At 63.4% G+C, this 20,665-nt stretch carries 12 protein-coding genes; all 12 read left to right on the top strand.

Annotated elements, in window-relative coordinates; all coding sequences use genetic code 11:
* The first annotated feature begins 2 nt into the window (after positions 1 to 2).
* The 12 genes from HY962_13100 to HY962_13045 all read left to right on the top strand — a co-directional run bounded on the left by HY962_13100 (position 3) and on the right by HY962_13045 (position 20,443).
* The gene (locus HY962_13100; protein MBI5647860.1) at positions 3 to 1,700 is read left to right on the top strand and encodes a cyclic nucleotide-binding domain-containing protein; all 1,698 of its coding nucleotides are present in this window, start codon (positions 3 to 5) and stop codon (positions 1,698 to 1,700) included.
* A complete protein-coding gene (locus tag HY962_13095; GenBank protein MBI5647859.1) occupies positions 1,697 to 2,539 on the top strand; it encodes a hypothetical protein in 843 nt (280 codons plus the stop codon). The genes HY962_13100 and HY962_13095 overlap by 4 nt, the downstream gene beginning before the upstream one ends.
* A gap of 10 nt (positions 2,540 to 2,549) precedes the next feature.
* Positions 2,550 to 4,154, top strand: coding sequence for a hypothetical protein (locus tag HY962_13090; protein ID MBI5647858.1), 1,605 nt, complete (start codon positions 2,550 to 2,552; stop codon positions 4,152 to 4,154).
* A gap of 43 nt (positions 4,155 to 4,197) precedes the next feature.
* Positions 4,198 to 5,286: an FHA domain-containing protein gene (locus HY962_13085; protein MBI5647857.1), complete on the top strand. Its 1,089-nt coding sequence runs from the start codon at positions 4,198 to 4,200 to the stop codon at positions 5,284 to 5,286.
* Between the two features lie 68 nt (positions 5,287 to 5,354).
* Positions 5,355 to 7,673, top strand: coding sequence for an FAD-dependent oxidoreductase (locus HY962_13080; GenBank protein MBI5647856.1), 2,319 nt, complete (start codon positions 5,355 to 5,357; stop codon positions 7,671 to 7,673).
* A 15-nt stretch (positions 7,674 to 7,688) separates the two neighbouring features.
* On the top strand, positions 7,689 to 8,489 hold the full coding sequence (locus HY962_13075) for a Stp1/IreP family PP2C-type Ser/Thr phosphatase (GenBank protein ID MBI5647855.1): 801 nt from the start codon (positions 7,689 to 7,691) through the stop codon (positions 8,487 to 8,489).
* A gap of 117 nt (positions 8,490 to 8,606) precedes the next feature.
* Positions 8,607 to 10,325, top strand: coding sequence for a protein kinase (locus HY962_13070; GenBank protein MBI5647854.1), 1,719 nt, complete (start codon positions 8,607 to 8,609; stop codon positions 10,323 to 10,325).
* Between the two features lie 34 nt (positions 10,326 to 10,359).
* Positions 10,360 to 11,418, top strand: coding sequence for a hypothetical protein (locus HY962_13065; GenBank protein MBI5647853.1), 1,059 nt, complete (start codon positions 10,360 to 10,362; stop codon positions 11,416 to 11,418).
* A 4-nt stretch (positions 11,419 to 11,422) separates the two neighbouring features.
* Entirely contained in the window at positions 11,423 to 12,730 is a 1,308-nt protein-coding gene (locus HY962_13060) for a hypothetical protein (protein ID MBI5647852.1), read from the top strand.
* Between the two features lie 85 nt (positions 12,731 to 12,815).
* Positions 12,816 to 18,143, top strand: coding sequence for a choice-of-anchor D domain-containing protein (locus HY962_13055; GenBank protein MBI5647851.1), 5,328 nt, complete (start codon positions 12,816 to 12,818; stop codon positions 18,141 to 18,143).
* Positions 18,144 to 18,154: 11 nt separating this feature from the next.
* Positions 18,155 to 19,285 carry a hypothetical protein gene (locus HY962_13050; GenBank protein MBI5647850.1) on the top strand — a complete coding sequence of 377 codons (1,131 nt, stop codon included), beginning with the start codon at positions 18,155 to 18,157 and terminating at the stop codon, positions 19,283 to 19,285.
* Positions 19,286 to 19,978: 693 nt separating this feature from the next.
* Positions 19,979 to 20,443, top strand: a complete 465-nt coding sequence (locus HY962_13045; GenBank protein ID MBI5647849.1) for a transposase — start codon at positions 19,979 to 19,981, stop codon at positions 20,441 to 20,443.
* Positions 20,444 to 20,665 lie beyond the last annotated feature (222 nt).

Genomic DNA, 20,665 nt, shown 5'->3' with positions numbered 1-20,665 from the left:
ACATGGCTGAAAAAGACATACGCAATTACGGCGTGACGCAGATCAAGCGGCTCGAGCAGTACAAGGATCGCTGGTCCTCGTTCGGCGCATCAACAGGCATTCTCGAAATATCCGAGAAGCCGACGCCATCCATACTCCGCCGCTACGACATCTTCAAGGACTACGACGACACCTTCCTCGAGAAGATCAGTCCCGACATTTCCGTCGCGCGCTGGAAACGTGGCACCCTGTTGTTCGAAGAGGGCAGTTACATCGACATCGCCTTCTTCGTGGCCGAGGGGGCGGTGGACGTGTACATCGAGAAGCAGCAGGACGCGCTCGGCGCGCGGCCCATCTTCGATCCGAATCGCACGCAGTTCGATCCCGCGGGCGCCGCATCCGGCGCGGCATCGAAAGGTGTCACCGTGTTCGAGGCACAGAGTGTCAAGCAGAAAAAAACCGACCCCAAAGCGAAGGGCAAGGCCGAGAAGGCCGCCGCGCCGCGACGCGAGATCACCTTCCTCTCAGTGATGGATTTCGACATGCCGGCGGGCGCCACCGCGCGGCTCGGCGCCGGGGAACTGTTCGGCGAGATCGGCGCCCTGAGCGGCTGGCCGCAGTCCGTGACGGCGCGCACTGCCGACGAGTGTGTGCTGGTACAGATTCGCGTGCCCGCCCTGCGTCTGATGCGCCGCAAGAGCGCGGCGCTGAAGCAGCGTCTCGACGCGCTGTACCGCGAGCGGTCACTCTTCGCGCAGCTCAAGGCCACGCCCCTGTTCCGGCACTGCGACGACGCGTTCCTGAACCGGCTCGCGTCGGGCGCGTCGCTCGTGTCGCTCGAACCTGGCGAGGCCGTGTGTACGCAGGGCGCGGATGCCGACGCGATATACCTCGTGCGATCGGGCTTCCTCAAACTCACACAGGCCGTGGCATCGGGACGACTCACCGTGTCGTATCTCTCGAAGGGCATGACACTCGGCGAGAGCGAACTGCTGCTCGAAAATACAAGCGGCTGGCTGTCGACGGCGGAGTCGGTGGAGTATGCCGAACTCGTGCAATTTCCCCGCGGCGACTTTGTGCAGGCGTTGCGCGAATATCCGTCCGTCGAGAAGATGTTGTGGACCGCGGCCATCGCGCGCATCAAGGAGACCGGCTACAGCAGGAAACACATCGAGCACGCCGAGTTCATCGACACGGCGCTCGGCGAGGGCCTCGTGGAGGGCAACAGCATACTCGTGATCGATCTCGCGCGCTGCACACGCTGCGACGATTGCGTGAAGGGCTGCGCCGACACACACGGCGGCGTGCCGCGTTTTGTGCGCGAGGGCGAGAAGTACAAGAATCTGCTGATCACACGCGCGTGTTACCACTGCGAGGATCCGGTGTGCCTCGTCGGCTGTCCCACCGGCGCGATACGCCGCACGGCCGTGGGCGACGTGGTGGCGATCGACGACGACTTGTGCATCGGCTGCGCAAGCTGCGCGAACAATTGTCCGTACGACGCGATAACCATGTTTGCTCCGGGCGGTCTGTGGCCGGCCGACACCATACCCGAGGGATTGCGCGGCAAGGAGCGACAGCTTGCGTCGAAGTGTGACTTATGTTACACGTCGCCGAGCGGTCCGGCCTGTGTGAACAGTTGTCCGCAGGGCTGTGCGACACGCGTGTCGACCATCGATCAATTCCAGACACTCTTCATCGACGGGGCGCGCAGATCATGAGCGAATGGATGGCGGGCATCGTGTCGTTCTTCGACGACGCATGGTGGTTGCGGCGTTTCAGTGCCGCGACGGCGCTGGTCTTCGCCGCGTACGCGGCCAACGTGCTGTTGGGCGAGGTGGATCCGGGCGGACCCTGGGGGTACACGTACGGCTGGCTTGCCGCCGCATTGATGCTCGGCGCGGCGGCCATCGGGGTGCGGCGTCGTATGAATCGCGCGGCGGCGAAGAGGAAACTCGGCAGCACGCGCGGCTGGCTGCAGTTTCATCTCTACGGCGGGACGCTCTCGCTGCTGCTCGTGTTCATGCACTGCGGCTTCGCGGTGCCGACAGGCGCGCTCGACTTCTGGCTGTGGCTGCTCTCGATATGGGTGACGGCGAGCGGCCTTGTCGGCGCGCTGCTGCAGAAGACCATTCCGCGCATGCTGGCCTCGGGGCTGTCGGTGGAAGTGGTGTACGAGCGCATACCCGAACTTGTCGCGCATCTGCGCGCGCGCGCCGAGGGGCTCGCCGCGGAGAGTCCGGATCCGGTGCGGGACTTCTACACCCGGCGCCTGGCCGACGCCTTCGCGAGGCCCGAGGCGCGCTGGAGCTACCTCACCGACATCACGGGCGGCATACAGGAGCGCCTGCGCGAGTTCGCCTATCTCGAGGGCGTGCTGTCGCCCGAGGAGCGCGAGCGCTTCACGCAGCTTCGCGACCTCTACCGCAGCAAACTCGAGATCGACGCGCATTACACGCTGCAGAAACCTCTGCGCGCCTGGCTCGTGACACATCTGCCCGTGTCGCTGCTGCTGCTCGCGCTGCTTCTCCTTCACATTTTCACCGTCGTGTATTACTGACAGGACCGGCATGGCATCTCGGAACAACACCTCGAAGGGAATTTTCGGAAAGGTCCGTCTGCCGGTCTCGGCGTCGTACCTCACGCCGCGTCCGCGCAGACGTATGCTGCTGTGGGGCGCCATGGCCTGTGCCGCGGTGATCGTGTACGCAGCGGCCGATCTGCTGCTGCTTGGCGGCTCCTCGCTGTCGGCGGGTGATCTGTCGACGCATCACGCCATGTACAGCAACGACTGTGCGCGCTGCCATTCCGAACCGCGGGCGGCTGTGCGCCGTAAATGCGCGGGCTGCCACGAGAAGTCGGGAGACGACATCGGCGTGTACTCGACGCGCGCGCATTACCGCTACCGATCCGACGATCCTGCGCGTATCAGACGCGGCGTCGAGGCGCATGGCGACGACCTGCAGTGCGCCGACTGCCACGCCGAACACAAGGGCCGCGAGGCCTCGATCAGCGCGGTCACAGACGCGCAGTGCATCACCTGCCACGACGCGGGCTCGTTCACCGGCGGGCATCCCGAATTCGAGTTTGCGCGCACGCAGACGCCGGACGATTCGGCGCTGCTCTTCACACACATCCGCCACATGAAGTTCGTGTCCGAAAAACTCGCGAAGGAACGCGGCATCACGTATCTCGAACAGTCGTGCCTGTACTGCCACGTGCCCGCGCCGGACGGGAAAAACTTCAAACCCCTCGACTTCGACACACAGTGCGGCGACTGCCACCTCACCGTGACATCCGAAACGGCGTCCCTGCCCGTGGCCGACGTGATGAATCCCGCGGCTCCGGGCGTGGAGACCCTCGAGATGATACAGCGGCGCGGCGGACCCGGCACGCGCTGGGCCTTCTATACCAATCCGAACGAATTTTCCGGCGGCGGCGGCGGGCGCGTGAAGAAGTCGCCCGTGTATCACAAGGATCCCTGGGTGCTCGAGAATCTGCGGCGACTGCGGGGCATGTTGTACTCGGATCTCGGGATATCGGATCTGCTGCTCGCGGCCGGATCCACGCTGCAACCGCGCACGCGGGCGCAGTACCGCGAGGCCGTGCGCACGCTGCAGGGTTACGCCGACGAATTGCGGTCGCGTCCCGAACAAGAAATTCAGGATGATCTTGTCCTTATCAACGACGCGCTGAAAAAGGTTGCCGCGCGCCTCGAGCGTTTAAGCGACACCCTCGCGGCCTCGGCCTTCGAACTCGCCATGTCGCGGCAGAATCCGAACATCACACCCGCGATGCGCGCCGAGATAAACGACCTCGCGCTCAAACTTGCCAAGCCCTGCCTCGTGTGCCACGTGGTCGCGGACGCGTCGGTACAGGCCGTGGCTGCGGATCAGCGGCTGCTGCGACGCGCCGAGTTCAACCACCGCGCGCATATCGTCGACAGCCGCTGCCTCGACTGCCACACCGACATTCCGATCACGAAGGAGATGGCGGGAAAAACACCGGTGGGTCTGCTTGCGGACCGCGCCGCGGTGCAAAACATTCCAAAGAAGGAGAATTGCGAGAAGTGTCACAGCTCGTCGCGCGCTTCCACGAACTGCGTGTCATGCCACTCATTCCACCCCGACAAAACGCAGCGCGCCAATCTGACGCTGTTCGTCAACGACAAATGAAAATGACGCATCGCCTGACACGGGCGGCAGAGAGGAAACACACGTGAGCGCGCAATTATTCTCCCGCACCGGACAGCTTGCAGGTGCCTCGTTTGCCATCACCGACGAGGCGCGGATCGGCAAGGCCGCGGATAATTCCATCGTCCTGTACCCGGAAATCATTTCGAGCCGTCACGCGCGCATCTGGTACGACAAGGCCGCGGGCGCGTACTTCATCGAGGATCTGAGCAGCCGCAACGGCACACGGATCGATGGTATGCGCGTGACGCGCCCGACACGGCTCGACAGTCCGTGCATCGTGACCTTCGCAAACGTCTTCGACTTTGTGTTCCTCGTGCACGACGGAGAAGTGCCCGTGCGTCAGAAGCAGCCGACCGCTCCGCGCGCGAAAGAGGTCGCGTCCGCGCAGGCAAAATCCACCCCTGCACACTCCGCGTCCGCGCAGGCAAAATCTACCCCTGCACAGTCCGCGTCCGCGCAGCCGCGTCCCAGTCCCGCACCCTCCGTCGCCCAGCCCGCACCCATGGCGGCGCAGTCGGAGCGGGGCAAAACGGAATTTTCGGACGACGCCTTTATCGCTCCGGCGATTGGATCGGCCGCACCAGCGCCTGAGCGCGCAAAGACGGAGTTTTCGGATGACGCGGGAATGATGCCCGCGCTCGGATCGAATCCGCTTACACCGGAGCGCGGCAGGACGGAATTCTCGGATGACGCGGGAATGCTGCCCGCGCTCGGATCGAATCCGGCTCCGCCGGAAAAGGGTGTCACCGAGTTTTCGGATGCCGCTGCCTCGATTCCATCCCTCGTACCCTCGTCCACCGCGGCTCCGGACGTCGTGTATCAGCTTCGTGTGAATGTGCCAGGGGCGACGCCGCGTGTCTTCACGCTGCTGGAGGGCGAGAACACCATCGGCCGCGAAGACGGCTGCAGCATCGTGCTCAACGAGGCATCGATGTCGCGCCGTCACGCCGCGATAGTGATACGCGGCGGCGCGGCGGCGCTTCGCGACCTTGGCAGCAAGAACGGAACGATGATCGGAGACCGTCGCATCACGGGCGAACAGCAGCTTCGCGCCGGCGACACGCTGCGTTTCGGCAGCGCGACGGCCGTCTTCGATCGTGTGGCATCATGACGCAGTGGGCACAAGACAGCGGAGAAGCTCGGCACATGGAGAATAGAGAGGATCAGGCGCGGGAAGGTATGTTACCCCTCGCGGAACCCGTGACACTGCCGCCCGTGCTCGACGTGTTGATAGTGGGCGGCGGACCCGCGGGCACCGCCGCGGCGTTCCGCGCGAAGGAACTGGGCCTCGCGGCCCTGGTGATCGACTACGACGACATCATGAAACGCATTCGCGACTACGCGAAGGACAAGCTTATCCTTCCTGATTTCGGCGGAGGTGACAAGATGGCGTTTCCTGTTGCGGGTCCACTTATCGAGAAGCTCTCCTTCTCGCCGATGGACAAGGACGACATGTTTACGCTGTGGAAATCGTGGTACGGTGAATACAGCATCCCCGCGCAGACCGGCGTGGAACTGCTGGGACTCGCGGGCCGCAGCGACGGCGCGTGGAATGTGCGCGTGTACAATCACAACACAAAGAACGAAGGCCGCTGCGCCGCGCGCCACGTGGTGCTAGCCATCGGCCGCGGCGTGCCGCGCCGCTTCGACATACCGGGCAATGCCGACGGCATCGCGTACCGCCTCAACGACGCGGCCGCGTATATCGGAGAGCCCGCCTGCGTCATCGGCGGAGGCACCTCGGCGGCGGAAGCCGTGATCGAGATTTCGCACGCGAAGACACGCGCGGGTGATACGACGGCCGTGTACTGGTCCTACCGCGGCGACAAACTGCCCAAGGTCTCGAAAGCTCTGGCGGAGGTGTTCTTCGAGGCGTACATCGGCAACGGCAACATCCGCTACCATCCCGGCAGCGAGCCCGTGGCGGTGGTGACCGGACCCGACAAACGCGAGTATCTGACCGTGCGCACCGACCGCCGCATGATGAACGGCCGCCCGAACGAAAGCGTCCATTTCGAATTCCTGAAAGAGTACTGCATCGCGTGTATCGGCGAGGACATTCCCGAGGGGCTGCTCGCCTCGATGGGAATCTCGCTGGTGACCGGCGGTCCGTCGAAGAAAAAACGGATGGCCGTCACAACACTGCTCGAGACGCAGCAGCCCTGCGTGTACCTGATCGGCGACATTCTCAGCCAGGCCTATCTCGAAGTGACGGACTTCGCGGCCGATCCCGCGGAATTCCCCGAGATCAAACATCGGGGGAATATCAAGGCAGCGATCGTGGACGGCGTGTATGTGATGGATGTGATACGGCAGCGCCTCGACGGCGTTGCCGACGTGCAGGTGCAGGTGCAGTTTGCCGATGCGCCCCCGGCAGGCACCGCCCCGCGCGTGACCATGGTTCCGGCATCGCCCGACGCGGCTCCGCCTCCCGCGCCGCGTGAGATGCAACAGGACGCGGACGCGGCGGCCGCGGCGTATCTCGTGCGTCTGCTGCCCGGGAATGTCGAGGAGAATGAATATGCACTGCAGACACAGCGTGTGACACGCATCGGCCGCAGCGAGGCCGACATCGTGTTCGCCGACGATCCGTATCTCGCGGAGACGCACGCGTCCATCGTGCACGGACCGGACGGCTCCACACTCCGGGACGACAGCGGAGGAAGCGGCGTGTTGCTGCGCCTTCCCGAAGGCGTGCCGTACGCGGTGCAGCCGGGCGATCTGCTCAAACTCGGCCGTCAGTTCCTGCTCTTCCGCGGCGAGGGGCGGGTGTCGGAGTATGTGCACTACGACAGGGCGGGTAAGGAGATCCGCCGGTATCCCGTGCCGGAGAAAACCGTCGTGCTCGGACGCGAGGCGCCCGACATCACACTCGACGCGGACGACGGCACACTCTCGCGCAGGCATCTTTCGATCACTCTGCGCAACGGTCTGCTGTACGCGAAGGACCTGAAGAGTGTCAACGGCACGTGGAGAAAAATAGTGCAGGCAGCGCCGCTGCAGAACGGCGATGAATTCCGCCTCGGGCAGCAGACCTTCCGCTATGTGCAGAAAGTGGAAATCACCAGCGACCGCAGGCATTCGGGATTCTTCCCGCCCATGCCCGCTGAGGCGCCGCCCGCGGCAGCACCCGCACCCGCGGCAGCGTCCGTGCCCGTTCCGGCATCGGCGGCCGCGGGTGCGTCCGCGCCTGGCGAAATACCGGATATGGTGGTCCTTTTTCCCGCGCTCGGAGTCTCAGCCCCGTTCGAGAAGGGCAACACCGTGTGTGACGCGGCGGAGAAGAGCGGCGTGAAGATCGTGGCCGAGTGCCATGCGGGCATTTGCGGCAGCGACCCCATTCGTATTATCGCGGGACGGGAGCACCTCGCGCCCCCGGGCGACGATGAAACCGGGACGCTCGAAGACATCTGCGGACTCGAGGCCGGTGAATGCCGGCTGGCCTGTATGGTGCGTCCGACACGCGGCATCGCCGTCGAAATTCTCAGCAACGGGTAAGGGAGCGCCGGTCCGGTGAAACGAAAAGCCACAGTGGATATCGGGAGCGCCTCCGACGTCGGCATGATGCGCCGCGAGAACCAGGATGCCATGGGATATTTCCCCGCCGAGCGGCCCGACCTCGAGAGCGAGAAGGGTTTGCTCTGTGTTGTTGCCGACGGCATGGGCGGCCACAGCGGTGGACGCGACGCCAGCAGCCTGGCCGTCGTCACCGTGCCCGAGGTATACTTCTCGATGCACGGATCCACCATCGCCGAGAGCCTGCACCACGCGCTGCAGGAGGCCAACGCGCGCATCTACCGCACGGCCGACGGCGATCCCGCGCTCCGCGGCATGGGCACCACCTGCTGCGCCCTCGTGCTGCAGCAGCACACAGCCACCATCGCCCATGTGGGCGACAGCCGCGTGTACCGCATCACCGGCACCGGCATCGAGCAGCTCACACGCGACCACTCGAAAGTGGCCGAGATGGTGCGACGGGGCATTCTCACGAAGGAGGAGGCCGAACACCATCCCGAGCGGTCGCATCTGTACCGCGCCCTCGGTGTGCGGCCGACGACGGAGGTGGACATCATCGGCGACATCGCGCTGAGCACCGACGAGTCGTTCCTGCTTTGCAGCGACGGCCTGTACCAGTACGTGCCCGACGCGGAATTGCGGACCCTCGTGCTCGAGCGCCGCCCGCAGGAGGCCTGCGACATGCTGGTGGAACTCGCCAACCGCCGCGGCGGCAGCGACAATATCAGCGTCATCGTCGTGCGGGTGCACTATTCGGGCAGTTTCCTCGACCGCCTCGCCGTGTGGGAGACACGGTAATCGATTCCAACCGGCCATGAACAGAACCAATTTTTCCCGTCCTGCGTTTAAGAAGTACACCACAATCCGGACGTACATGAGTAAAAGGTCCCGAAATACGACACGGGTCGGCGCGGCATGAGCGGCCTCATCGGACAAACGATCGACACCTACGAAGTGCAGGGCGTTCTCGGCAACGGCGGCATGGGCGTGGTGTACCGCGCCGTCGACACGACACTCGACCGTCCCGTGGCGCTGAAGATGATGGATTCGCGCTTCGCCAGCGACGAGATGTTCCTCAAACGCTTCCAATCCGAGGCGAAGGCACTCGCAAAACTGCAGCATCCGGGAATCGTCTCGATTTATGCGCTGCGCGAAACCGCCCAGGGTTTCCTCATCGCGATGGAGTTGGTGGAGGGCGGCACGCTGGCCGACCGTCTGCGGCAGTCCGGACCCATGAGCCCGGAAAGCTGCGTGCGAATATTCTCGCAGATACTCACGGCGCTCGATCATGCGCACGAGGCGGGCATCGTGCATCGCGACATCAAACCCGGCAACATCATGATCACCGCCGACGAACGTGTGAAGGTGACGGATTTTGGTCTCGCAAAAATTCAGCAATCGTCGGCCATGACGATGACGATGGGCACCGCGGGCACTCTCTACTACATGTCGCCCGAGCAGGTGCGCGGCCTCGCCAATGTGGACCGCCGCGGCGACATCTACTCGCTCGGCATCACGCTGTACGAAGCCCTTACCGGACGTGTGCCCTTCGGCGACGATGTGACCGACTTTGCCATACGCAAAGCCATCGTCGACGGCGATCTGCCGCCTCTCGAGAAGGCGAAACCCGATCTGCCGCGCGGTCTTGTGGCCGTGGTGCAGCGCTCCATCGAGAAGGATCCTGAAAAGCGTTATCAGACCGCGGCCGAGATGCGCACAGCGCTCGAGGCGCACGGCTCGGGTGTGGCCGCGGCGCCGCGTGTTGCCGCGGAAACGGTGTTTGTTTCCGACACACCCGCCGCGCCATCGCGGCGGAAATTTCCGCTGCTTCCTGTTGCGGGACTGTTCCTGCTTGTGGCTGTCGCGGCACTGTATTTCCTCTGGCCGTCCATCAGTGGATCCGGATCCGGTGATGCTGACGGCGCCGGAGCACCGTCGGTCGCGGAGAAAAAGTCGGCGGGCGCGGATCCGCCTCCTTCGATTCAGTCTAAACAAGCCGACAGCACGGAGCCGGGTTCGAACACGCAGTCCGATCCGTCCACGATAGAAAAACCGTCCACGGCAACACCCGGCGGCACACGGCCGCGCCAGGATCCGCCGCCACGAAATGAGCGCCGCGTGGAAACTCCCCCCGGTGGCAACACCACGGGTCCCGCCGTTACAACGGAACGTGGCCGGCTCGCCGTGGCGGTGTTCCCGTCGGGCAGAGTGACAGTGGACGGTATCACGCGCAACGCCGATGCGGGACAGACCGCCGGCTTCGACCTTGCGGCCGGATCCAAGACTGTGACCGTGACCCATCCAGTCTACGGCACAAAACGTTTCAGCGCCGCGGTGGATGCGGGCGGAACGCAGAACGTGTCGTTTTATTTCGAGCAGACCATCACCGTCTTTGTTCGGCCGCAGTTCGGCAACATCAGCGTGAACGGCGAGGACATCGGTCTGTACACCACAAAAATGCTGACGAAAGGTCCCGGCCGGTACACGATCAACGTGGCCAAGGAAGGGAAGGTTGTGGAGAGTGTGACGCTGAACGGCAAGACCGTGTCGCCAGGGCCGCAGACCATCACCATCGAGGCCGGCGAGCAGAAGCGCGACTACCGGATCATCTTTACCATGAAAGACAAAATCTAAACACCAACGACACACCAGATAGATGGAGGCAGCGATGAATGGAACGAGAAATACGGCGGTGCGCGCGCCGGGCGGGCGCGTGGGGATTCTTGCGGCAGTGGCGGCTGTGTTGATGCTGGCCGCGGGTTCGCTGCATGCCCAGGGCGGCGGCGACGTGAAGAGCAAGATGCAGAAGGCGATGGAGTACTATAACAACGCGTACAATGACGAGGCCATACAACTGCTCAGCGAACTGACGCAGAACGCGGAGTTGGCGAAGGACGACAAGGTGAACGTGTACCTCATCCTCAGCCGCTGCTATTTCGCGAAGGACATGACCGACAAGTCGAAATGGGCGCTGGCGCAGCTCGCGTCGCTTGCGCCGCCGCGTCCCGAACTCGATCCCGAGAACGAGGCGCCGCAGCTCGTGAAGATGTACTACTCGGTCTGCAAGGAGGCCACGGGCAGCGCCGCCATCGAGCGTCCCGATCCGGGCATGCAGACCATCGCCATACTCGACTTCAAGAACCGCCTCGTCGGCGACGACGTGGCCAAATACACGCCGCTCGAAAACGGCTTCGCCGATCTGATGATCGCGCAGTTGAACGGACTCGTGAATCTCAAGGTGGTGGAGCGCGAGCGTATCGCGTGGATATTGCAGGAGATCGGCCTCGAAAACGATCCGGGCAAGTTCGACCAGAACACCGCGGTGCGTGTGGGCAAACAGCTCGGCGTCAATGCCGTGCTGTTCGGCAGCTACATCGGCTTCCCCGGCAAGATGAAACTCAGCACACGTCTCGTGAAAGTGGAGACGGGCGAGATACTCGCCACCGAAGTTGTGAGCGGCGACGTCGACGATTTCGACGAACTCACCGCCAAGCTCAGCACGCTGATCGCGAAGAAGATCAACGTCACCGTGACGGAAAAGGCCGCGCAGGAAAAATCGCCCACGCAGTCGCTCGACGCCATGTTGTTCTACGCCGACGGCGTGACGCTGGTGGAGAAGGGCGACTACCGGTCCGCCCTCGAGAAATTCCAGCAGGCGCTGTCGCTCGATCCGGGCTTTGAGAAGGCGAAGAAACGCATCGAGGTCATCAAGCCGCTGATCGGATAGCGGCATGTCGATATCACAACGTGTGACAGCGGGTTTGATCCCGGCCGTCGCGGCGCTGTTCCTCTCCTGCGCCACCGTGTCCTTCGATCGCAGCGTCGACGAGTTCCGCGAGGAAATCGCGCGGCACGAGGCGGTGCTCGACATCAATCCGCAGAACGCCGACGCGCTGCGCGATCTCGGCGCGATCTACGTGCAGACGCGGCAGTTCGCCAAAGCGAAGGACTTCCTCACGCGCGCAGCGCGCCTGAAGGCGGCCGACGCCAAAACGCGCTTCTTCACCGGCATGCTGCACGAACTGCAGAACGATCCGCAGGCCGCGCTGGCACAGTACACGTCGTTCGCCGATTACTCGCCGCTCTCGCCGTACAGGCGGCTGATGCAGGGCCGCTACGAGACCCTGATACGTGAAACCGTGCGCGCGCAGTTCCGGAGTCTGGTGACGCAGGAACTGCAGCTCACCGATAACGACGTCACGGCAAACACCATCGCCGTGTTCCCGCTGGTGTTCGGCGCGGGCGACGAGAGGTACGCGAGTCTTGGCAAGGGACTGAGCGAACTGTTTATCGCCGATCTCGGCAATGTGTCGAAGCTGCGACTTGTGGAGCGTGTGCGTGTGCGCGAGCTGTCGGACGAGCTGCAGCTCTCGCGCAGCGCCGCCATCGATCAGTCCACCGCGCCGCGGTTGGGACGCCTGCTCAAGGCCGAGCGCATCGTGACGGGTGTGTTCAGCGTGTCGCCCGACAAGGCCGTGCAGATCACGGTCAACGCCGAGGACGTGCTGCGGCGCGCCCCCGCCGCGCCGTTCACACGCAGGGACGATCTCGACAAACTCTTCCGCCTGCAGAAGGACGCGGTGTTTGATCTGCTCACGAAACTCGAGATCAGCATCACACCCGCCGAGCGCGACCGCATCGCGCGCAATCCGACCAACAGCGTCGACGCCTTTCTGCTGTACAGCATCGGCCTCGAGAAGGAGGACGCGCGCGACTTTATCGCGGCGCGGAGCTACTATCAGGAAGCGCTGTCGCTGGACCGGAACTTCACGCTGGCGGCCACTCGGGCTGCGGCGATGGACGGCCTCATCACCGCGGGCACACGCGAACAGACGCTCGCCGCAATACGCGAGATCGAGTCGCGAGGTCCGGTGCTCCGCGTGCCCGCCCTCGCGTCGCAGCGGCTGATCATGTTGATGGACAACGCGGGCGTGTATCCGCAGTCCGGCAGCGCGGGCCGCTCGGCTCCGACCGACGCGTATCGCGCGCCCGCGCCGATACTCACGCTGCGCGAACCTCCGCGTCCGCCCACACGATGACCCCATGTTTCGCAGGCGCCCGGGGCGCCGCGCGCCGGCGGCATACGCCTCGGCGCAATTCACGAGAGAGAGAAAGATGCGAACGATGAAGACATACAGAGGACGACTCGTGCTGCTTCTCGCCATGCTGGCGGGAGCCGCGCCCCTGGCCGCGCAGAACTTCTGGGTGCAGGTGACGCAACCCTCATCGAATCCGGTCGACTTTCTGCTGGTGCATCCATCGAATCGGCTCTTCGCCGCCTCACGGCAGGGCGGGGCGTGGTATTCCGAGAACCGCGGCGATTCGTGGACGATGTCGGGGTTTGCCTCCACCACACTCACGGGCTTCGACGCGAATCCCTTCTCGGGAAGAATGCACGCATCTGCCGGCAACGGCTACTTCATCTCCACCAATAACGGCACGACGTGGCAGTCGCCCGTGAACGAGCCGCTGAACTATCACTCCGTCCACACCTTCGCCTTCCGCAGTGCGCAGGTGAATTACGCAGGCACGCAGCAGATGAATCCCACGCTTCCGCCGTACCTCTACAAGACGCTGAACGGCGGTACCGGCTGGATGAGCCGGTACGTGGGGAAGGGCACCATCAACGGCCTGGTCATCAACCCCACCAACGGGCACCTGTTCCTCGCCGTGCTGAACGACGGCATGCTGCGCACCATCGACGAGACGACGTACGTGTACATCAACGCCGGACTCACAAGCAACAACTTCAGCCGGCTCATCGTCAATACACGCGGACAGCTCTTTCTCGGCACCAGCGACGCGGGCGCCTTCCGCTCCACCAACAACGGCGCCACATGGACGCCGATCATCGCCGGACTCGGCAGCAACACCGTGCGCGACCTCGTGGTGAACGAATTGTTCGTGCTGTACGCGGCAACCGACGCGGGCGTGTATCAATCCACCAACAACGGCGGGCAGTGGACGCCGCTCAGCAGCGGCTTGAGCACCACGCGCATCACGTCACTCGCCATCGACGACGACGGCTATCTGTACGCGGGCGCTGCCAACGGGGCGGTGTTCCGCAGCAACGGATCCACCGAGGCCTCCTTCGCCGCGCAGCAGAGCGTCTCCTTCGGCGACGTGCCCGTGAATCAACAGGGCACGTATCCTCTGACCGTGCGCAACGCGGGAACAAAGGCGCTCGACATAAGCTCCGTCGTTTCATCCAATCCCGCTTTTACCGTCGCACCTTCTTCGGCGGTAATACCAGCCGGAGGCAGCAGCGACTTCCAGCTCACCTTTGCGCCGCAGCGTTCGGGACCCGACTACACGCGCTTTTTCTTTTCCCACAACGGTCAGGCCTCGCCCGACACAGTCAGCGCAAGCGGCAACGGCATCGCGCCCGAGTTCACCGCAACGCCGCCGTTTTTGCTTTTCGGCGACGTGCCGGTGGGTGAGCAGCGCTCGAAGGACGTGCGCGTGAGCAACACCGGCAACGCGCCGCTGCGCATACTCTCGGCTGCGAGCGACAACGGGGCGTTCAGCGTGACGCCCATGTCCGCCTACATCCTGCCGTCGCAGTATCAGGACTTCACCGTCACATTCGATGCGCGCGACGCGCGGCAGTACGTCGGCAACATCGTGTTCACCGACAACACCCACGCGGGCAGCAACAGCGTGCAGATAAGCGGCACGGGCAGCACGGCCGACATACTGCTCGCGGGCACGCAGGTGGACTTCGGCGACGTGCCCCTCGGCGCCACCGGCCGCGACAGCATCCTGATCACTAGCAGCGGCACCGTGCCGCTCGTGATCACTTCCGTCGATTCCGACAATCCCGCCTTCCGCGGCGATGTGGATCCTGCACCGCTGCAGCCCGGCGCGAAGACCTTTGTGCGCATGACCTTCACGCCCGGCACACGCGGACAGGCGCAGGGCGCCATCACGCTGCGGCACAACGGTGGGACGCGTGAATCGCGCATCAGCGTCGACGGCATCGGTGTCTCGCCCGCGTTCACCGTGAATCCCGCGCGCATCGACTTCGGACAGGTGACACTCGGATCGGTGCGACGCGACAGCGTGCTGGTGCGTAACACGGGCAACGCCGCGCTCTCGATACAAACTGCCGCGACGGCCGCGCCTTTCAGCGTGCAGCCCGCAAACGCGCTGCTCCAACCGCAGGAGACCGCGGTCTTTTTTGTGTCGTATTCACCGGCCGCCGTGGGAGCGCAGAACGGTCTGCTGCTGTTCACTCACAGCGCCGACACCTCGCCCGACACCGTCACACTTGCGGGCACGGGCACCGCACAGCAGGCTGCATCGTTCAAGGCCGAACCGCGCGCGCTTGATTTTGCCGACGTGCCCGTGAACGGCACCGCGACGCGCAACGTGACCGTGCGCAATCCCGGCACCGCGCCGCTCGACATCACCACCATCACGGCGTTCCCCGCGCAATTCAGTGTGTCGCCCGGTCCAACCGCCATCCCGCCCGGCGGGACCGTGGTCTTCACGGTCACCTTCGCGCCGACAGTCATCGGCACGCGGCAGGGCGGCGTGGTGTTTGTACACAACGGGCAGCCCGCGCGCGATACCGTGACCGTGCGAGGCAACGGCGCCGCGGCATCACGGCCAGGATTTGCGCTGCTGCCGCAGGACCTCGCCTTCGGCAACGTCGCCGTGGGTGATACGGCCATCGACAGCGCGCGTGTCACAAACACTGGTAATGCACTGTTGCGTATCACGTCCGTGAACAGCAGCAACGCGGCTTTTGCCGTGAGTCCGACGAATGCACAAATCGATTCGGGGGAGAGCCGCTTCCTGCGTGTGCGATTTATTCCTCCAACCACGGGCCTGCACAGCGCGAATCTGGTGATCTTCCATAACGGATCCACATCACCCGACACGCTGCAGGTCGGTGGCAGGGGCACGGATCCACTCGCGCCCATATTCTCCACCGCCGCTGCGAGTGTGCAGTTCGACTCCGTCGAGATCGGCAGCGCCGATACGGCGGGTGTTCTGGTGTCGAATCTCGGCAACGCGCCGCTCGTGATTTCGTCCGTCACCTCCGACACCGCGGTGTTTACGGTGCTGCCCGTATCCGCAACAATTCCGACCGGCGGGAGCAGGCGTTTTGTTGTGCAGTTCGCGCCGACGGCCGTGGGTATGCAGGCGGGGCTGCTCAGCTTCACACACAACGGCACACCGCCGCTTGACAAAATCCTCGTATCCGGCACCGGCGTCACTCCGGGCGGCGGAAAGGCCGTGTGTATCGTGACGCCCGACGTCATCGACTTCGGCTTCATTGAACTCGGCCGCGACACCGTGGAGACGGTGACCGTGCGTAATCCGGGCACGGAGGATCTGCGCATCAACGCCATCACCGTGTCGAACACGATTTTCTCCGTCGCGCCGGATCCACCCGTCACCGTGCGTCCGGGTGACAGCACGGTGTTTACCATCCGTTTTGCGCCGAGGAACACCGAGAACGAAACCGGCGTGGTGGAATTTCATCACAACGCGCAGGGCGGTAACACACGCCTGTGGCTCTCAGGCGCGGGGTTCTCGCAGGGACTGGTACTTTCGACACGGCGCATCGATTTTGGCGGCGTGGAATTGGGCTCCGCCGCCAGCGACACCATCATCGTGCGGAACGCGAACGAATTTCCCGCGATGATCACACGTATCGTCAGCGACGACGCGCAGTTCTCGTTGTCTCCGACTTCCGCCACGATCGAGACCTTCGACGAGCGCCGCTTTGTGCTGCGTTTCACTCCATCGTCCCTCGGCGCGCAGGCCGCGCGGCTGCGGCTCATCGGCACGGCCGACGACACGCTGGCCGTCATCGAAAGCACGGGCACCGGACTCGCGGGCGCCGTGCAGGCCGTGGTGGGCGACGGGCGCGCGGGTGCCGACATCCCCGTCACCGTGCAGGTGCAGCCCGGATTTCCGACAAATACATCCGTTTTGTATTACCGCAGCGCGGGTGCGACCGTGTACACACCTCTCGCACTGCAACCCGCGGGTTCCGCGTTAGCGGCAACCATTCCCGGCACGGGAGTCGGCTTGCGCGGCGTCGAGTATTACGTCGAGATCGCGAGCAGCGCGGGCGACACACTGTATTTCCCCGCGACCGAACCGCAGACCCGGCCGGCGCTGATCCGCGTCTCCATACCCGGCGCACAGTATCCGCACGCCATGCGCGGCGACAGCTACAGGATGGTGTCGGTGCCGGCGGAGCTGGCGGAGAGCGCTCTGCCCGCCGTGTTCACCGACGACCTCGGCCGGTACAACCGGCGCATGTGGCGCCTCTTCCACTGGGAAAGCGGCGATTACCGCGAGTACGAGGACATTCGCAGCGTGATGCAGCCGGGCACGGCACTGTGGCTCGTCACCTACAACGGCATGAGCTTCGACGTTGACGCGGCACTCTCCGTCGACACACGCGCGCCGCAGCAGTTTGTGCTCGAACCAGGATGGAATCAGCTCGCAGGGCACTTCGCGTTTTCCGTGGCCTGGGCGGATGTGATCGCGGAAAGCCGCGCCGACAACAGCGTGATTTCGCAGCCGTATTTCTTTGACGGCGAGCAGTATGTGCCCGGACGCCAGGCCCTGCAGTCGTGGGACGGCTACTTTGTCTACAACGACACGCCCGGTTCGGTGACGCTCACAGTGCCTCCGGTGGAGGCGCCGCCGGGTCTGATCAAATCCGCGGAGCAGAAACCGCTGACAGCCGACGCCACCCTCGCAATGCAGATCACCGCCGCGTTCCCAGTCACCGGCAGGTCAGACCGTCACAACTTCGTGGGCTTTGTGCCGCGGAACGGCGCGCGGCGGAATATCAACGTGCTCGAGCCGCCGCTGCCTGATCGGCTCGGCCGCATCAGCATCGATGACGACGGAACAGCAGTCATGGAAAAATTTCGTGAAGACGCCGGACATGGGGCGGCATGGGATCTGCGTGTGGAAGCACCCGCGGGCGAATCCTCGGCGGACCTGATGCTTCAACCCGATGCGGCATTGCCCCGCGGATACGCGATGTATCTCTTCGATCTCGATGCGGGCCGCGCCGTGCCCGTGGAGCAGGGGCTCGCTCGCGTGGACGTCCGTGCGGGAACACGGCGGTTGCGCCTGGTGCTGGGTACCGAAGAGGATGCGCGGCGACTCGCGGACGGCATTTCGCCGCAGCCACTCGTTTTGGCTTTGATAGATGCGGCGCCCAATCCCTCGTCGGAAACGACGATGATCCGCTACACCGTTGATGCGCGCAGCACCGTGACCGTCGACGTCCACGACGCGCTGGGCAGGCATGTGCGCACCCTCGCGCATACGGAACAGGTGGCCGGTGTGTACTCGGTGTTGTGGGATGGCCGCGATGCACGGGGCCGACTCTGCAGCGAAGGTGTCTATCACGTGTCCGTCGCAGCGGACGGTCGTATCGTCACACGGTCACTTCTTCGAATCGCCAAATGAGAGAGACAGCCATGCGCACATTCCCGACACTCCTCGTGTTTTGTCTGATACCGCTTGCGGGTCTCTCGTCCGTTGTTGCACAGGATGGAACCGACATCATCGGACGCTCAATCACCGTGCGTATCATGCCACTGTACCAGCAGTGGTCGGTCGAAGGGGAGCAGAGCTTCGGTGAATTCGGCAGCGAGGTGTCGGTGTACCTTCCACTGCTTCGCGAGTTCGCCGTCACTGTGCGCAACACGCCCGTGAGCACCATGGGCGGTGGTGTGGAGAGGATGAGCGGCCTGACCGATACGCAGCTTGGTCTGCTGTATCACCTCGAGGAAGCACGCCTCGTTTTTTCCCTGGGTGCAAATCTTCCGACGGGGCAGCGCTCGCTGACACGCGACGAATTTCTTTCGAATGTGTTGCTGAGCAACGCGGCCCTGGGTATGCAGGTTTCACAATTCGGTCAGGGTCTGAATCTGAATCCCGGCGTATTGTGGTCGGTGCCTGTCGGCGACGCAGCGGCGTTTGGCGCGGGGGCGACATATCAGTACAAGGGCGTCTTTGTGCCGCTCACCGGCAGCGGCGACTACGATCCCGGCGACGAGATACTCGTGACCGCGGGCTTTCATGTATCCCTCGCCGATGCCACCAGTCTGGCGCTCGACCTGCTGTACACACGCTACGGCAAGGACGTGTTTGAAAACGAGGACGTGTACGCTGCGGGTGATAAGCTTGTGGCGGGATTGCAGTACAACACCGCCTTCGAGAACAACCGCTTGGTTCTCGCGGCGAGGTACCGCAGTCATGGCAAGGGACAGGCGCCGATCGCGGGTGTGCTTGCGCCCGCGCTGTCGAAGGGCGAGCCGAACAACGCCGATATCAGCGCCTCGTACTCGATGTATTTTTCCGAACGTTTCACACTCGGTCTCTCGCTCGGTTTCCAGTACTTCGAGGAAGTCGATACACCCGTCGCGCCGGGCCGCCTCACCACCATCTCGGGCGCCATGCTCGCGGGTGTGGGACTCGCTCCCGCATTCTCTCCGACACGCGACATCACAATCCCGCTGCGGCTGCGTTTTCAATTGGGCAGCATGCAGGGCAGCCGCACGTTGACCGGCCTCGAGGCCGGGATCGGAGTTGTGTGGGGGATATAGCGGGGAACCGCGTGAGCGGGGAAGGGAAAGAATGAACGCTGTCGCTGCTTCGAACACGGTACACGTGACACGTGACAAGTAACACGTGACAAGTAACAAGTAACACGTAACACGTTCCACGTAACAAGTAACACGTTTCTACGATCCACGTGGTTACTTTCCACGTTGCTACTTTCAACGGAGCCCGAGCGCAGCGAAGGGCGACAGGACGGAGCCCGAGCGCAGCGGAGGGCGACAGGATGGTCGTTACACGTAACAAGTAACACGTGACACGTTTCTACGATCCACGTGGCTACTTTCCACGTTGCTACTTTCAACGGAGCCCGAGCGCAGCGAAGGGCGACAGGATGAGCCCGGAGCGAAGCGGAGGGCGACACGATGAGCCCGGAGCGAAGCGGAGGGCGACACATGCCAGCCCCGGGCGTCAGCCCGGGGGAAGGCGCGCCCAACGGATTTCGTGAGCCCGGAGCGCAGCGGAGGGCGGCACAACGGTCGTTACACGTAACACGTCACACGTTTAACGACCAACGTGTCTACTTTCCACATTGCTACTTTCAACGGAGCCCGAGCGCAGCGAAGGGCGACACAGAGGGGCTCTGCGCACTTGCGCGAACGGAATCGGGAACCGTTTCGCACTCTCTCGCGTATAATGCCTTGGGGTTGATTTCGACAAGGATTTTCCTGGGAGATTTTATGGCGCATTCCTTCGTCAAGCTTTATGTCCATGCAACCTTTCACATCGCACGCCATGGAAACTTGATTCCTGAATCAAAGGTGGAACAACTTCATGCGTATCTCAATGGCGTATTCTGTCAACTCGGTGTGAACGGATGCGATATCGGTGGAACGGAGGACCATGTCCACGTCCTTTTCCTTCTCCCCGCCACAATTCTTATCGGCGAACTTATAGGACGTGTGAAGGCGAACTCGTCGCGCTGGATGCGGCAACAAGGAGTGCGGAATTTTCGATGGCAGATCGGATATGCAGGGTTCTCGGTAAGCGCGTCTGGAGTGAACAATGTTCGTCGGTACATACACAATCAAAAAGAACATCATCGAATAATGTCGTATGAGGAGGAAGTGATGCTTCTCTTCCGAGAATATGGGATCCAGTACACGAAGCGATTTTTCGAGGGTGCGGATTCTGATTATGTTTAGGTCGGATATCCCGAGATCGTTCCTTTTGTGTCGCCCTTCGCTGCGCTCGGGCTCCGTCGAACGTAGCAAAGTTGAAAGTAGCTACGTGGATCGTGGAACGTTGAACGTGCGACGTGATACGTGCGACGTGATACGTGCGACGTGATACGTGCGACGTGATACGTGCGACGTGATACGTGCGACGTGATACGTGCGACGTGATACGTGCGACGTGATACGTGC

Source organism: Ignavibacteriota bacterium (genome assembly GCA_016218045.1).
In the GTDB taxonomy this organism is placed as follows: Bacteria; Bacteroidota; Ignavibacteria; order SZUA-365; family SZUA-365; genus JACRFB01.
The sequence above is the reverse complement of the archived record's forward strand: the minus strand, read 5'-3'. Positions and strand labels throughout refer to the sequence as shown.